The sequence below is a fragment of the Streptomyces radicis genome, assembly GCF_003626575.1.
In the GTDB taxonomy this organism is placed as follows: Bacteria; Actinomycetota; Actinomycetes; order Streptomycetales; family Streptomycetaceae; genus Streptomyces; species Streptomyces radicis.
In genome coordinates this window covers 174,651-189,889 of sequence record NZ_RBDY01000002.1, presented here as the reverse complement: position 1 = coordinate 189,889, position 15,239 = coordinate 174,651, and the positions used below count along the sequence as shown (strand labels likewise).

13 protein-coding genes are annotated in these 15,239 nt (G+C 73.2%); 10 read left to right on the top strand and 3 right to left on the bottom strand.

Annotation, left to right across the window (positions count from 1 at the left end; genetic code table 11):
* Nucleotides 1-14: 14 nt before the first annotated feature.
* From D7318_RS03770 to D7318_RS03740, 7 genes are all read left to right on the top strand, one after another.
* Nucleotides 15-659 carry an NADPH-dependent F420 reductase gene (locus D7318_RS03770; protein WP_120695394.1) on the top strand — a complete coding sequence of 215 codons (645 nt, stop codon included), beginning with the start codon at nucleotides 15-17 and terminating at the stop codon, nucleotides 657-659.
* 19 nt (nucleotides 660-678) lie between these two features.
* Nucleotides 679-1,437 carry a peptidoglycan recognition protein family protein gene (locus tag D7318_RS03765; RefSeq protein WP_120695393.1) on the top strand — a complete coding sequence of 253 codons (759 nt, stop codon included), beginning with the start codon at nucleotides 679-681 and terminating at the stop codon, nucleotides 1,435-1,437.
* Nucleotides 1,438-1,441: 4 nt separating this feature from the next.
* Nucleotides 1,442-2,524, top strand: a complete 1,083-nt coding sequence (locus tag D7318_RS03760; RefSeq protein WP_120695392.1) for a PP2C family protein-serine/threonine phosphatase — start codon at nucleotides 1,442-1,444, stop codon at nucleotides 2,522-2,524.
* A gap of 158 nt (nucleotides 2,525-2,682) precedes the next feature.
* Complete coding sequence (dnaK, locus tag D7318_RS03755; protein ID WP_120695391.1) at nucleotides 2,683-4,548, top strand: molecular chaperone DnaK; 1,866 nt, start codon at nucleotides 2,683-2,685, stop codon at nucleotides 4,546-4,548.
* Complete coding sequence (grpE, locus tag D7318_RS03750; protein WP_120695390.1) at nucleotides 4,545-5,231, top strand: nucleotide exchange factor GrpE; 687 nt, start codon at nucleotides 4,545-4,547, stop codon at nucleotides 5,229-5,231. The genes dnaK and grpE overlap by 4 nt, the downstream gene beginning before the upstream one ends.
* Nucleotides 5,232-5,273: 42 nt before the next feature.
* Nucleotides 5,274-6,461 carry a molecular chaperone DnaJ gene (dnaJ, locus tag D7318_RS03745; protein WP_120695389.1) on the top strand — a complete coding sequence of 396 codons (1,188 nt, stop codon included), beginning with the start codon at nucleotides 5,274-5,276 and terminating at the stop codon, nucleotides 6,459-6,461.
* Between the two features lie 4 nt (nucleotides 6,462-6,465).
* Nucleotides 6,466-6,918 carry a heat shock protein transcriptional repressor HspR gene (locus tag D7318_RS03740; protein WP_113688063.1) on the top strand — a complete coding sequence of 151 codons (453 nt, stop codon included), beginning with the start codon at nucleotides 6,466-6,468 and terminating at the stop codon, nucleotides 6,916-6,918.
* A gap of 25 nt (nucleotides 6,919-6,943) precedes the next feature.
* On the opposite strand, the gene D7318_RS03735 is transcribed toward D7318_RS03740, so the two are convergent.
* A complete protein-coding gene (locus tag D7318_RS03735; RefSeq protein WP_147437609.1) occupies nucleotides 6,944-7,690 on the bottom strand; it encodes a hypothetical protein in 747 nt (248 codons plus the stop codon).
* A 124-nt stretch (nucleotides 7,691-7,814) separates the two neighbouring features.
* On the opposite strand from D7318_RS03735, the gene D7318_RS03730 reads away from it, so the two are divergent.
* Nucleotides 7,815-8,348, top strand: coding sequence for a TerD family protein (locus tag D7318_RS03730; RefSeq protein ID WP_120695387.1), 534 nt, complete (start codon nucleotides 7,815-7,817; stop codon nucleotides 8,346-8,348).
* Here D7318_RS03730 and D7318_RS03725 read toward each other — a convergent pair.
* Entirely contained in the window at nucleotides 8,326-9,006 is a 681-nt protein-coding gene (locus D7318_RS03725) for a phosphatase PAP2 family protein (RefSeq protein ID WP_120695386.1), read from the bottom strand. The two genes, D7318_RS03730 and D7318_RS03725, sit on opposite strands and share 23 nt — an antisense overlap.
* A gap of 32 nt (nucleotides 9,007-9,038) precedes the next feature.
* The gene (locus D7318_RS03720; RefSeq protein WP_120695385.1) at nucleotides 9,039-11,186 is read right to left on the bottom strand and encodes an N-acetylmuramoyl-L-alanine amidase; all 2,148 of its coding nucleotides are present in this window, start codon (nucleotides 11,184-11,186) and stop codon (nucleotides 9,039-9,041) included.
* Nucleotides 11,187-11,286: 100 nt separating this feature from the next.
* On the opposite strand from D7318_RS03720, the gene D7318_RS03715 reads away from it, so the two are divergent.
* Complete coding sequence (locus D7318_RS03715; RefSeq protein ID WP_183091300.1) at nucleotides 11,287-12,078, top strand: trypsin-like serine peptidase; 792 nt, start codon at nucleotides 11,287-11,289, stop codon at nucleotides 12,076-12,078.
* 491 nt (nucleotides 12,079-12,569) lie between these two features.
* Entirely contained in the window at nucleotides 12,570-15,167 is a 2,598-nt protein-coding gene (gene clpB / locus D7318_RS03710) for an ATP-dependent chaperone ClpB (protein ID WP_120695383.1), read from the top strand.
* Nucleotides 15,168-15,239: the final 72 nt, after the last annotated feature.

Genomic DNA, 15,239 nt, shown 5'->3' with positions numbered 1-15,239 from the left:
GCTGGCATGGACCCATGATTGTGACCATCGTGGGCACGGGGGCCATGGCCCGCGGCGTGGCGACCATCGCGCTGGCCGGCGGGCACACCGTCCGGATCATCGGCCGGTCGCACGCCAGGGCCGAGGCGCTCGCGGGCGAGCTCGCCCGCGCCGCGCCCGACGGGGACATCGACGCCTCGGACGCCATCGCCGTCGAGGACGCCGACCTCGTCGTGCTCGCCGTCCCGTACCCCGCGGGGGTCGAGCTGGCCGCCACCTATGGGACCGCGCTCACCGGGTCCGTGATCGTCGACATCTCCAACCCCGTCGACCCCACATCGCTCGACGACTCGCTCGTGCCGCCCGGCACGTCGGCCGCCGAGCTGATCGCCGCGGAGGCCGCCCCTGGGGCGCCCGTGGTCAAGGCGTTCAACACGATCTTCGCCACCACGCTGCGCAGCGGCGCCGTGGCGGGCAAGCCGCTCGACGTGCTGATCGCGGGCGACGACGCCGACGGCAAGGGCGCCGTCGCTGACCTGGCCGAGGGGGGCGGGCTGCGCCCGCTCGACGTGGGACCGCTGCGCCGGGCCCGCCAGCTGGAAGCGCTCCAGCTCCTCCACATGGCCGCCCAGCAGCCCCTCGGCCTCACCTGGTCGAGCGCCGTCAAGATCCTGCCCTGAGCAGCCCGGGGAGGCGCCCGTGTGGTCACGCCGGAGGATGGCCCTCATGGCCGCGGTCCTGCCGCTCGCCGTCGTGGTGACCGTGGACGCGCCCCCGCTCGGCGGGGCCTCGGCCGGGCCGCCCGAGGCGCCCGAGCGGCTGCCGCCCGCGGTCGAACGGCCCGGCGCCAAGCCCGAGGTGATCACGCGGGGGGAGTGGGGCGCCGACGAGGACCTGCGGACCGAGAAGGTCACCTACACGGGCGCCGCCCGCGCCGTCTTCATCCACCACACGGGACACCCCGACGGCTACGACTGCGCGGACGTGCCCGAGATGCTGCGTTCGATGCAGTCCGACCATGTGAGCCGCATGGGCTGGGACGACGTGGGCTACAACTTCGTGGTCGACAAGTGCGGAACGATCTACGAGGGCCGCGCCGGAGGGCTCGACCGTTTCGTCCTCGGCGCCCACACCACGGGGTTCAACATGGACAGCGTCGGCATCGCCGCCGTCGGCGACTTCGAGGTGCCCGAGCTGGTCCCCGACGCGCTCATGTCGGCGATCGCGCGGGTCGTCGCGTGGAAGCTGCGCATGGGCACCGACCCGCGCGGCACCGTGCGCCTGGTGTCCACCAACGACGACAGCCGCGTCCCCGAGGGCGACCCCGCCACCGTGGCCGTGGTCTCGGGGCACCGCGACATCGTGGAGACCCACTGCCCTGGCGAGGGGCTCGACGCGCGGCTGCCCGCCATCCGCGAGGAGGCCGCCAGGCTCCGGATCGACGCGCAACGGGGCTGAGCCGATGAGGAGCCAACCCCTGTCAGCGCCCGGGCTCGTGCCGCGCTGGCTGCGCGTGCTGCCGCCCGTGGTGCTCGTGCTGGTCGGGGTGGCCCAGTGGCTGGCGCCGGGGTGGGTGCAGCTGGCGTTCCTCTTCGCCGCGCTGCCCCCGCTCACCGGGCTGATCTACGGGCCGCTGTGGACGGCGGCGATCAGCGGGGGCGTGCTCGGGCTGATGATCCTGCCGCTCACCCGGCCGCCGCACGTCAGCGACGCCGACCTGGGGGCCGTGCTGGCCATCGCGGCGTTCAGCGTCGTGGTGTCCTGGATCAGGACGCGCTACACGCGCGACCTCGTGGTGGTGCGCGACGTCGCCGAGGCGGCGCAGCGCGCCGTGCTGCCGCCGCTGCCCGAGCGCGTCGGCGACGTGCGGTGCGCGGGGCTCTACCGGGCGGCGCAGGTGGGCGCGCTCGTCGGCGGCGACCTGTTCGACGTGCGGGCGGGGCCGCACGGGGTGCGGGCGCTCGTGGCGGACGTGCAGGGGCACGGACTCGCCGCGGTGGGGGCGGTGGCGGCGCTGCTCGGCGCGTTCCGCGAGGCGGTGCTCGACGAGGAGGAGCTGCGCGGGGTCGCGGCGCGGCTCGACCGGCGCCTGGTGGTCGACGCGGATGAGCAGTCGGAGCTCTTCGCGACGGCGCTGCTGGTCGAGTTCGCGGGGGACGGGCGCGAGGCCCGGCTGATCAGCTGCGGGCACCCGCCGCCGCTGCTCGTCAGGGGCGGCGCGGCGAGCGAGCTGCACCCCGAGGCGGGGACGCCGCTCGGTCTCGGGCGTGGCGTCGCCCACCCGGGGCCGCCCGCGCCCACGGTCGTGGCGCTCGATGAGGGCGACGTGCTGCTCGGCTACACCGACGGGGTCACCGAGGCGCGCGACGCGGACGGGGCGTTCTACCCGCTGGTGGAACGTGTCTGCGCCCGCGTGTCGTCCGAGCGCGCGGACGAGGGGGAGGCGCCGCCGCGGCTGGTGGACTTCGTGTGGAACGACGTCAACGAGTTCGCGGCGCGGATCGAGGACGACGTGGCGCTGCTGGCGTTGAGCCCGCTGTCATGAGCCCGCTGTCATGAGCCCGCTGTCATGAGCCCGCCGGCTTGAGTGCCCGGGGAGGACAAGACTTGAGCCGGGTCGGCTCAGGACATTTGACGATGGCCGGTGACCTGCGGCAGTCTTGAGCCAATTGCACTCAAGGCAAGTAGCTGGAGGATACCGAAATGGCACGTGCGGTCGGCATCGACCTGGGCACGACGAACTCCGTCGTCAGTGTTCTCGAAGGCGGTGAGCCCACCGTCATCACCAACGCCGAGGGCGCCAGGACCACGCCGTCCGTCGTCGCCTTCGCCAAGAACGGCGAGGTGCTCGTCGGCGAGGTCGCCAAGCGGCAGGCCGTGACCAACGTGGACCGGACGATCCGCTCGGTGAAGCGCCACATGGGCACCGACTGGAAGATCGGGCTCGACGGCAAGGACTTCAACCCCCAGCAGATCTCCGCGTTCATCCTTCAGAAGCTGAAGCGCGACGCCGAGGCGTATCTGGGCGAGAAGGTCACGGACGCGGTGATCACCGTTCCCGCGTACTTCAACGACCACGAGCGGCAGGCCACCAAGGAGGCCGGGGAGATCGCGGGCCTCAACGTCCTGCGCATCGTCAACGAGCCGACCGCCGCCGCCCTGGCCTACGGGCTCGAGAAGGACGACCAGACCATCCTGGTCTTCGACCTCGGTGGCGGCACGTTCGACGTCTCGCTGCTCGAGATCGGCGACGGCGTGGTCGAGGTGAAGGCCACCAACGGCGACAACCACCTGGGCGGCGACGACTGGGACCAGCGGATCGTGGACCACCTGGTCCGCCAGTTCGCCAACGCGCACGGCGTGGACCTCTCCAAGGACAAGATGGCGCTCCAGCGCCTGCGCGAGTCCGCGGAGAAGGCGAAGATCGAGCTGTCCTCGTCCACCGAGACGACGATCAACCTCCCGTACATCACGGCCTCGGCCGAGGGCCCGCTGCACATGGACGAGAAGCTCACCAGGGCGCAGTTCCAGCAGCTCACGGCCGATCTGCTGGAGCGCTGCAAGACCCCGTTCCACAACGTGATCAAGGACGCCGGGATCCACCTGTCCGAGATCGACCACGTGGTGCTCGTCGGCGGCTCGACCCGCATGCCCGCGGTCGCGGAGCTGGTGCGCGAGCTGACCGGCGGCAAGGACGCCAACAAGGGCGTGAACCCGGACGAGGTCGTCGCCATCGGCGCCAGCCTCCAGGCCGGTGTGCTCAAGGGCGAGGTCAAGGACGTCCTCCTGCTCGACGTCACCCCGCTGTCCCTCGGCATCGAGACCAAGGGCGGCATCATGACCAAGCTCATCGAGCGCAACACCACGATCCCCACCAAGCGCTCGGAGATCTTCACCACGGCCGAGGACAACCAGCCTTCGGTGCAGATCCAGGTCTACCAGGGCGAGCGCGAGATCGCGGCGTACAACAAGAAGCTCGGGATGTTCGAGCTGACCGGGCTGCCCCCGGCGCCGCGCGGCGTCCCGCAGATCGAGGTCACGTTCGACATCGACGCCAACGGCATCATGCACGTCTCCGCCAAGGACCTCGGCACCGGCAAGGAGCAGCGGATGACCGTCACCGGCGGCTCCGCGCTGCCGAAGGACGACATCGAGCGGATGATGCGCGACGCCGAGCAGTACGCCGACGAGGACGCGCGGCGCCGCGATGCCGCCGAGACGCGGAACCAGGCGGAGCAGCTCGTCTACACGACGGAGAACTTCCTGAAGGAGAACTCCGAGAAGGTGCCGGGCGAGGTCAAGACCGAGGTCGAGGCCGCCGTGGCCGACCTCAAGGAGAAGCTGAAGGGCGAGGACACCGCGGCGATCCGCGAGGCGTCCGAGAAGGTCGCGGCCACGAGCCAGAAGCTCGGCCAGGCGATGTACGCCGACGCCCAGGCCGCGCAGGCGGCGGGCGGCGGCCAGCCGGGCGAGGGCCAGGGCGCCACGGGCACCGAGCGGGCGGCCGACGACGACGTCGTCGACGCCGAGATCGTGGACGACGACAAGCCGAAGGGCGGTGCGGCGTGACCCAGGACCCCCAGGGCTTCGACCAGGAGCCCGAGGTCCCCGACGCCGACGCGGCGAACCCGGACACCGGCGCGGAGGCCCAGGCCCCCGATGACCGCGGCGACGTTCCCCCGTCCGGGGACGCCGCCGCCCCTTCGGCGGCGCAGCCGCAGGCGCAGGACCTCGCCGACGTGGCCCTGACCGCGCAGCTCGACCAGGCGCGTTCCGCCCTGACCGAGCGCACGCAGGACGTCCAGCGGCTCCAGGCGGAGTTCCAGAACTACCGCAGGCGCGTCGAGCGCGACCGCATCGCCGTGAAGGAGCTGGCCATCGCCAACCTCCTGACCGAGCTGCTGCCGGTGCTCGACGACATCGGCCGCGCCAGGGACCACGGCGAGCTGGTCGGCGGCTTCAAGCAGGTGGCCGAGTCGCTCGAGGTCGTGGCGGCGAAGATGGGCCTGGCGCAGTTCGGCAAGGAGGGCGAGCCGTTCGACCCGACGATCCACGAGGCGCTGATGCACAGCTACTCGCCGGATGTCACGGAGACGACGTGCGTGCAGATCCTCCAGCCGGGGTACCGCATCGGCGAGCGCACGATCAGGCCCGCCAGGGTCGGCGTCGCCGAGCCGCAGCCTGGCAAGCCCGCCGAGCAGGAGGAGAGTGTGGCCGAGAAGGACGACGGCGGTGGCCCGGACGAGGGCTGACGCCGAGGTGACCGGGCCGACGTGGAAGGAGGGGCGCCGGGGATGAGCACCAAGGACTTCATCGAGAAGGACTTCTACAAGGTCCTCGGCGTGCCCAAGGACGCCACCGAGGCGGAGATCAAGAAGGCGTACCGGAAGCTCGCCCGGGAGAACCACCCGGACGCCAACACCGGGGACGCCCGCGCGGAGGAGCGTTTCAAGGACGTCTCCGAGGCGTACGACGTGCTCGGCGACCCCAAGCGGCGCAGGGAGTACGACGAGGCGAGGGCGCTGTTCGGCAACGGCGGGTTCAGGCCCGGCGGGGCGGGGCAGTTCAACTTCGACCTGGGCGACCTCTTCGGCGGCGGCCAGCCGGGCGGGCCCGGCACCGCCACGGGCCCGGGCGCCGCCGGTGGCTTCGGCGGCGGGCTCGGGGACGTCTTCGGCGGCCTGTTCAACCGCGGCGGCGCGGGCACCCGCACCGCGCCGCGCCGCGGCCAGGACATCGAGTCCGAGGTGACGCTCAGCTTCACCGAGGCGGTCGCGGGCGCCACCGTGCCGCTGCGGATGTCGTCGAGCGCGGCCTGCAAGGCGTGCTCGGGCACCGGCGACAAGAACGGCACACCCCGCGTGTGCCCCACCTGCGTCGGCACCGGGCAGGTCAGCAGGGGCGGCGGTGGCGGCTTCTCGCTCACCGACCCCTGCGTGGACTGCAAGGGCCGGGGCCTGATCGCCCAGGACCCCTGCGCGGTCTGCCGCGGCAGCGGCCGGGCGACCAGCTCGCGCACGATGCAGGTGCGCATCCCCGCGGGGGTGGACGACGGGCAGCGCATCAGGCTGCGCGGCAAGGGCGCGCCGGGCGAGCGCGGCGGTCCAGGCGGTGACCTGTATGTCGTCGTGCACGTCGACGACCACCCCGTCTTCGGCCGCCGCGGCGACAACCTCACGATCACCGTGCCGGTCACGTTCCCCGAGGCCGCGCTCGGTGGCGAGATCAAGGTGCCGACGCTCGGCGGGCCCCCCGTGACGCTCAAGCTGCCGCCCGGCACCCCGGGTGGGCGCACGATGCGGGCCCGTGGGAAGGGCGCGGTGCGCAAGGACGGCACCCGCGGTGACCTGCTCGTCACCATCGAGGTGGCCGTGCCGCGCGACCTGGACGACAGGGCGAGAAAGGCCCTGGAGGACTACCGCGCCGCGGTGGACGGCGAAGACCCCCGAACAGGGCTGTTCGAGGCCGCGAGAGGAGAGTAACGAGATGGACGGCCGGCACGGACAGAGCAGCAACCCCTACGAACTGACCGACGAAACCCCGGTATACGTCATCTCGGTAGCGGCGCAGCTCTCCGGGCTGCACCCGCAGACACTCCGGCAGTACGACCGGCTCGGCCTCGTGTGCCCCAACAGGGCGGCGGGCCGCGGCCGGCGTTACTCCGCGCGCGACATCCAGCTGCTGCGGCAGGTGCAGAAGCTCTCTCAGGACGAGGGGATCAACCTCGCGGGGATCAAGCGGATCATCGAGCTCGAGACCCAGGTCGCCGCGCTCCAGGCCAAGGTCGTCGAGCTCCAGCAGGCCGTCGAGGGCGCGGCGCTCGCGATGCGGCAGCGTGAGGCGCAGGTGCACGCCTCCTACCGCCGCGACCTGGTGCCGTACCAGGACGTCCGCCAGTCGTCCGCCATCGTGGTCTGGCGCCCCGAGCGCGGGCGTTGACCTCTCCCGCCGGGGCGAGGGGCCGTCAGTCGCGTGGGATCAGGGCGTCGTCCCTGGCCTCGACGGTGAACGCGGCGGCCTCCGCCACGGTGACAGGGTCCGGCGCCGGAGCGCCCTCGGCACCGGTGAACCTGTCGAACATCGTCACGCCCACCGTGCTGGCGTCGGCCCACACGCACACCGGGACGCGCTCCGCGTCGCCGACGTCCGTGCCGCCTTCGGGCGTGTCGAACACCTGGCAGCGCAGCAGCACCTCGTCGGGCAGCCCGTCGGGGGTCACGCGCTCCGGCTCCCCCGCGGGCGGCGCCTCGTCCCCCACCAGGCGGCCGAACATCGCGAACATCGCGTCCGAGGCCCGTTCGGGATCCGCCACCTCGCCCCACACCCCGATGAGCCCCATCTCCATGCCGTCATCGCCCGCGTCGTGCGGGACGGTGGAGTAACGCCCCTGGGACCCGCCCTCGGCCGTGATGCCCTCCTGGGCCCCGCCGGGCCCGGCGATGTCATCGGGCATCTCCTCGGACTCGTACAGCTCGAAGTCCCCGGTGAGCCGCGGCAGTTCGAAACGGTGGTGCTCGCCCGTCGTCGTCTCGTCCGCGTCGTCGCCCAGCAGCAGGGCCGATGCGCCGCCGACCACCGCGAGCGCGACGACGGCCGCCGCCACGACGAGCGGCGTCCTGCCGCGCCGGGCCGCGGGGGCCGTGGGGGGCGTGGGGGGCGCGGACGCGGGCGGCGGGAACGGCGGTGGTGGCGGCGGTCGGTGGTCGCTCATGGTCCCCCCTGGGAGTCGTGCGGCACCCCTGGGTGCCGCTGTCCTGTTCCGCTGCTTCCCCCCATCGGCGGCGTGACACCATGGGCAAGGACCTTGAGCAGTCGGGACGTTGGGAGGACACGCGGTGAGCGGTGCCAGCAGGGGAATCACCAGGGCCGAGGTGATGGTCAAGTGGGATCCGAGCCCGGCCGGCGAGCCGTCGAGGGACGTGGACATCATCGCGGGCGTGTTCGGGAAGGGTGACCCGTTCGGCGCCCCCGTCTACGTCGTGCACCCAGGACGCCGCTCCCCCGACGGCACGGTCACGGTCAAGCGCGAGAGCAGAACCGGGCAGGGCTTCGGGTACGACGAGGTGATGGCGTTCGAGTTCGACCGGATGTCGTCCGACTACGTCCGCGTCGTCGTCGGCGTGGCGGTGCAGCAGCCGGGCGGGACCAGGACGCTGGGCCAGGCGGGCAACCCCAGGGTGCGCGTCGCCCAGGGCTACGACGAGCTCGTGCCCGAGCGGGAGCTCGGCGAGGTGGCCGGGTCGCTCTCGGCCACGGTGGGTGAGTTCACGCGGGACGGCGCGGGTCCCTGGACGTTCGCCGCTTCGGTGCGGGGATTCGACGCCGACCCCGAGGAGTTCGCCCGGGTCATGGGCCGCCGCGCGGCGTAGGGGCGGCGTTCACCGCGCGCAGCAGGCGCGCGAGCGGCGGGAGCGCGAGGGCCGAGAGCGCGGTGGCGAGCAGCCAGCCCGCCACCAGGTCGCTGGCCCAGTGCACGCCGAGCACGAGGCGGCTGACGGCGACGGCGAGCGCCCACGCGGCGGGCACCGCCACGGCGAGCGCCCGGGTCGCCGCACGGTGGCAGTACGGCAGCAGCGCCGCGGCCAGGCCGATGGCGGCGAGCGCCGACGTGGTCGCGTGACCCGAGGGCAGCGCGGGGTTGTTGACGTGCGTGGTCCAGTCGCCGACCGGGGGCCTCGGCCGGTCGAACGCGTTGACCAGCGCGAACCGGATCAGCTGCGCGCCGATCAGCGCCCCGAGGCCCACCGCGGCGCCGACGTACCAGCGCCGGGGCGCGGTGAGCGCGCCCGCGACGGCGGCCATGACATGGGGAACGCCTCGGCTGCCGCTGTCCGAGATGACCTGGAAGGCGTCGATCAGGCCCGCCGTGCGGTGGTCCACCATCCAGTTCCGCACGGCCAGGTCGACGCCGAGCGGGCCGCCCCCACCGGGGACGGCCACGACGACGAGCGCGACGAACAGGACGGCGGCCACGGCGGCCAGCAGCGGCGGCCGCGGCGGTGCGGGACGTGCGGTGACCAGAGGCATTGCCGCGAGTCTAGATCGTGTCGTCGAACACCTCAGTGTTCGGAGCGCCGCAACTCCACGTCGGCGGCCCGGACATAGGCCACCCGGTGGCCCAGCTGGATCTGGTAGTACGCCTCGCCGCGCACCACCGTGTGCTGGGCGGGGTCGAAGGAGACGGCCCAGTAGTAGCGGCTGTCGGTGCGCATGCCGACCGCGTACTCCTGGTCGGCGGGGATCGTGTACGAGAGCGGCACGACCGGCTGGACGGGCACGCCCTCGGGGTAGGCGGCGGCCTCGGGGTAGGCGCGGCCGTAGACCGGGATGGTCCCGGCGCCGTCCCGGCCCGTGACGACCCAGCCGCGGGCGGGCACGGCGGTGGGGGCGTCGGCGGGGTTGTGGAACCACGCCCGCTGACCCAGGTACCAGATCGCCGTCCAGTCGCCCTCGCGGCCCGCGACCGCGAACCGCTGCCCGGCCGTCGCGCGGGCGCCGACGTCGTTCACGCCGTCTGATGACGCGCCGCCGCCCGGGTGCGTCCCGGGGTCGGAGACCAGCGGGGCCTCGGGGTCGGGCGCGGTGTGCAGGCGGACGGCGGACGAGCCGTGCGGGGCGCAGGGCTCGCCCTCGGCGCCGCAGTCGGTGAACCCGGGGGTGTGGGTGGCGTAGTCGGGCGCGATGGTGACGAGGCCGCCTTCCGGTCCGGCGGTGGGGCGGAACGGCGCGCCCAGCAGGTCGAAGTAGTGCGCCCAGTCCCAGTAGGGGCCCGGGTCGGTGTGCATGCCGGGGACGTTGGCGTCGACCGGGCCCTGGACGTTGTCGTGGCCCAGGATGTGGGCGCGGTCGAGCGGGATGTCGTACGCGCGGGCCAGGTACCGCACCAGGCGGGCCGACGTGCGGTACATCGCCTCGGTGTACCAGGCGTCGGGGTCGGTCAGGAAGCCCTCGTGCTCGAGGCCGATGGAGCCCGCGTTGGTGAACCAGTTGCCCGCGTGCCAGCCGACGTCCTCGGTCGCGACGTGCTGGGCGATATGGCCGTCGGAGGAGCGCAGGCTGTAGTGCCACGAGACATACGTGGGGTCCTGGACGAGGTCGAGGGTGGTGTCCCACGTGGCCTCGGTGTCGTGGATGACGATCGTCTCGACGGGCTGCGAGCGTGGCCGGTCCGCCTGGTCGTGGTTGCCGTAGTCGCCGTCGCCGAGCTCCTGGTACGGGGCGGGCAGCCAGGTACATGAGACGGTGCGCGGGCACTCGACGTCCGGGTCGCGCGGGCGGCTCGGCAGGCCGAGGGCGTCGGCGGCCGAGGTGTCGGGGGTGACGGCCGACGGGCCGAGTGTGACGCGTTGGCCCTCGGAAGTGACGTGCTGGGCACCGGAGTTGATCACGTCGTAGACATCGTCGGCGAAGACCTCGGCGGCCTCCCTGGTGTCCGCGCCCGCGTACGCGGCGACCGCGCCGTACCAGTCGGCCGGGTCGTCGCTCGCCCCGCGGCCCAGCGCGCGCTGCGCGTCGGCGAGCAGGGCGGCGCCGCCGCGGATGTTGGCGGCCTCGGCGGTGCGCAGCTCCTCGGGCGTCAGACCGGTCAGCTCGGCGGCGTGGGCGAGGGTGTTCAACGCGGCGGGCAGCTCGTCGGCGCGGGGCGCGGCGTGCCGCGGTGCGTGCGCGGCGGGCTCGGGGTCGAGGGGGCGCGCCTCGTCGCCGCGCGGGTCGGCGTGGCCGTGGGCCAGGTGCTCGCCGTTCTCCTCGGCCTGCTCGGCCTGCTCGGCCTGCTCGGCCTGCTCGGCCTGCTCGGCCTGCTCGGCCAGGGCGGTCGCGGCGTCGGTGAGGTGCATCGGGCCGTAGCCGCCCGAGACGCTGGGCGCGCCCTGGTGGCCGTCCCAGCGGGACTGGAGATAGGAGACGCCGAGCAGCACGCTCTCGGGAACGCCGTGCTGCTCGGCCGCGTCCGCGAACGCGGCCTGGAGCCTGCCCGTATCGTCCCCCGGACTCCGTCCGGGAGGTGCCCCCACCGCGGCTGCTCCCGGACTCCGTCCTGGAGGTGCCGCCCCCACCGCGGCTGCCGGGGGTCCTGAGGAGAGCAGCGGCAGGGCCACGGCCACGGCGGTGGCGGCGACCACCGTGCGCCTGGTGAGGGGGACGGGGCTGCGCACGAGGGTGCCTCCCGGGGGAACGGACCACTGGATCAGGTCAGTTGACCATGGCATGGGCATGCTCCTCGGCCGGGACCCCGGCGTCAAGCACCGGGCCACTCGATCGGCTGAGGGCGGCTGGACATGCCGGGGGCGGGCTCCCAGGGTGTTCCCTATGAGGATCGCGCGCCTGCCGATACCCGTCGCCCTCGCCGCCGTGTCCCTGGCGCTCGGCGCCCAGCCAGCCGCGGCCGCCGACCCGTGGGCGGCGGGCCCGGTCAGCACGGTGGGCAAACTGATCTGGGACGCGGGCGGCGGACGCCTCGGGCTGTGCTCGGGTGCCGTGGTCGAGGCGCCCAACGGCAGCGTCGTCGCCACGGCCGCGCACTGCGTGCGCAGCCAGGAGCAGCCCGAGCCGCCGGACGAGGTGTGGTTCGTGCCGGGCTACGACCACGGGATCGACAGCTACCGGGAGGACGGCTGGCGGGTGGCGGCGTTCCACACGCCTGAGGGCTGGGACGTGACGCGGGGAACGACGGAGATCCTGCCGCACGACTACGCGTTCCTCACGGTCGGGGAGAAGGAGGGGCGCACGCTCCAGGAGGCGCACGGCGCGAACCGGCTGGCGTTCGAGCCGGTGGCGGAGGGCGCCGAGGTGGCGGTGCTCGGCTATCCGGCGGCGGGCCCCTACGACGGCGAGTCGCTGTACCACTGCGCGGGGCTGACCGATGTGCTGACGGAGGGCGAGGCGCAACGGCCCAACCTCGGCGGGCTCATGCTCGAGGGGTGTGACCTGACGGCCGGTTCGAGCGGGGGGCCCTGGGTGCGGGAGTGGGCGGCCGACGGGCAGTCGGGCACGGTGGTCGCGGTGATGTCGGTGGGCAGCGGCGAGGGCATGGTGGTGGGGCGGCCGTTCCCGCGGGAGGCGCGTGCGCTGCTTGAGACGGCGGGGGCGCCTGGCCGCTGAGCGGCTACTGGCTGGACGTCCTCCCGTTCGCCGTCTGCCGCTGTTTCTGTTTCGTGGTGGGTGCGGGTCAGTGAGGGCACCTACGGGGGAGGGGGCGTCGGGTGACCGGCCGTCCCGGTAAACGGTCGGTCTCGTCGCTGGCCGGGACCGTTCGCCGAACGGGCGCGGCCGCGACCGTACTTGGCGGCCGTTTTCCCGGTGGTCGGTCGCGGTGGCGCGCACCCTTCGGGCCTGCCCTGGCCGCCCGAAGCGTTTTCATTCCTGGCGCCCGTTGAGCTCAGGTAGCGGGACGGTCCTTATCCGCGGCTTATGCCGGGGCGGGGTCTCTTCTGAAACGGCGCACACTTTGTTCAACACCATCCGTGCCACCCGCAACCCGGGCCCGTCGTCCGGCTGCCTGCAAGGCGTTGAGTGGAATAGACTCAACTTATCGCACGTTGCCTCTGGCAGACTCGCGGCTGGACATGGGATCACGGAGGAGTACCGCTGAAGTGAATGCCGAGCTGACCAACAGGAGCCGGGATGCCATCAGCGCGGCCAACGACCGCGCCCTCACCGGGGGGCATCCGGACATCACCCCGGCGCACCTGCTGCTCGCCCTGCTGACCGGGCGGGACAACGAGAACATCCAGGACCTCCTCGCCGCCGTCGACGCCGACCAGGCGGCGCTGCGGGCGGGGGCCGAGCGGGAGCTGGCCGGGTTGCCCAGCGTCCAGGGCGCCTCCGTCGCCAAGCCCCAGCCCAACCGCGAGCTGCTCGCGGTCATCGCCGACGCCGCGCGCCGCGCGAAGGAGCTGGGGGACGACTTCGTCTCCACCGAGCACCTGCTGATCGGCCTGGCCGCCAAGGGCGGGCGGACCGGTGACCTGCTGACCGCCGAGGGCGCGGCCGACCGCAAGCTCCTCGACGCGTTCGAGGCGGGCCGCGGCGGGCAGCGCGTCACGACCGCGGATCCCGAGGGCACGTACAAGGCGCTGGAGAAGTTCGGCACGGACTTCACCGCCGCCGCCCGCGAGGGCAGGCTCGACCCCGTCATCGGCCGGGACCACGAGATCCGCCGCGTGGTGCAGGTGCTCTCGCGCCGCACCAAGAACAACCCCGTGCTCATCGGCGAGCCCGGCGTCGGCAAGACCGCCGTCGTGGAGGGCCTGGCCCAGCGCATCGTCAAGGGCGACGTCCCCGAGTCCCTGAAGAACAAGCGGCTCGTCTCGCTCGACCTGGGCGCCATGGTGGCAGGGGCGAAGTACCGGGGCGAGTTCGAGGAGCGGCTCAAGGCCGTGCTGGCCGAGATCAAGGACAGCGCGGGCCGGGTCATCACGTTCATCGACGAGCTGCACACCGTCGTCGGCGCGGGCGCGGGCGGCGACTCCGCGATGGACGCCGGGAACATGCTCAAGCCCATGCTGGCCCGCGGCGAGCTGCGCATGGTGGGCGCGACCACGCTCGACGAGTACCGCGAGCGGATCGAGAAGGACGCCGCGCTGGAACGCCGTTTCCAGCAGGTGCTGGTCGCCGAGCCGACCGTCGAGGACTCCATCGCGATCCTGCGGGGGCTCAAGGGCCGGTACGAGGCGCACCACAAGGTCGTGATCGCCGATGGCGCGCTGGTGGCGGCGGCGGCGCTCTCCGACCGTTACATCACCTCACGCTTCCTGCCGGACAAGGCCATCGACCTGGTCGACGAGGCCGCGTCCCGGCTGCGGATGGAGATCGACTCGTCGCCCGTCGAGATCGACGAGCTCCAGCGCTCGGTCGACCGGCTGCGGATGGAGGAGCTGGCCCTGGCCAACGAGTCCGACGTCTCCTCGCGCGAGCGCCTGGAGCGGCTGCGCCGCGAGCTGGCCGACCGCGAGGAGGAGCTGCGCGGGCTGACCGCGCGCTGGGAGAAGGAGAAGCAGGGGCTCAACCGGGTCGGCGAGCTGAAGGAGCGCCTCGACGAGGCGCGCGGCGTGGCCGAACGCGCCCAGCGCGACGGCGACTTCGAGGCCGCGTCCAAGGTGCTCTACGGCGAGATCCCCGCCCTGGAGCGCGAGCTGGCCGAGGCGTCCGAGGCCGAGCAGGAGGCCAAGCGGGACACGATGGTCAAGGAGGAGGTCGGCCCCGACGACATCGCCGACGTCGTCTCGTCCTGGACCGGCATCCCCGCGGGGCGGCTGCTCGAGGGCGAGACCGAGAAGCTGCTGCGCATGGAGGACGAGCTGGGGCGGCGGCTGATCGGGCAGGACGAGGCCGTGCGCGCCGTCTCCGACGCGGTGCGCCGCAGCCGCGCGGGCATCGCGGACCCGGACCGGCCGACGGGCTCGTTCCTGTTCCTCGGGCCGACCGGCGTCGGCAAGACCGAGCTGGCCAAGGCGCTGGCCGACTTCCTCTTCGACGACGAGCGGGCCATGGTCCGCATCGACATGAGCGAGTACGGCGAGAAGCACTCGGTCGCCCGGCTCGTCGGCGCGCCCCCCGGCTACGTGGGGTACGAGGAGGGCGGCCAGCTCACCGAGGCCGTCCGCCGCCGCCCTTACACGGTCGTGCTGCTCGACGAGGTGGAGAAGGCGCACCACGAGGTCTTCGACATCCTGCTCCAGGTGCTCGACGACGGCCGGCTGACCGACGGGCAGGGCCGCACGGTCGACTTCCGCAACACCATCCTCGTCCTCACCTCCAACCTGGGCAGCCAGCACCTGATCGACCCGCTGGCCAAGCCCGAGGAGCAGCGTGAGGAGGTGCTCGCGGCGGTGCGGGCGGCGTTCAGGCCCGAGTTCCTCAACCGCCTCGACGACATCGTGGTCTTCCACGCGCTCACCGGCGCCGAGCTCGGGCGCATCGCCGGGCTCCAGCTGGACTCGCTCCAGCGGCGGCTGGCCGAACGGCGGCTCACGCTCGACGTCACCGCGCTGGCGCTCGAGTGGCTGGCCGCCGAGGGGAACGACCCGGCGTACGGCGCCAGGCCGCTGCGGCGCCTGGTGCAGACGGCCATCGGTGACCCGCTGGCCCGCAGGATCCTGGCGGGCGAGATCAGGGACGGCGACACCGTGCGCGTGGACGCCGACCTGGACGGCGGGCTGACGATCGAGCCCGTGGAACGCGCTGGGTGACCGCTCGGTGAGCGTGACGTGCCCACCCCGGTCCGGTTGCCCGACCGGGGTGGGCATGGGAGAGGATGAGAA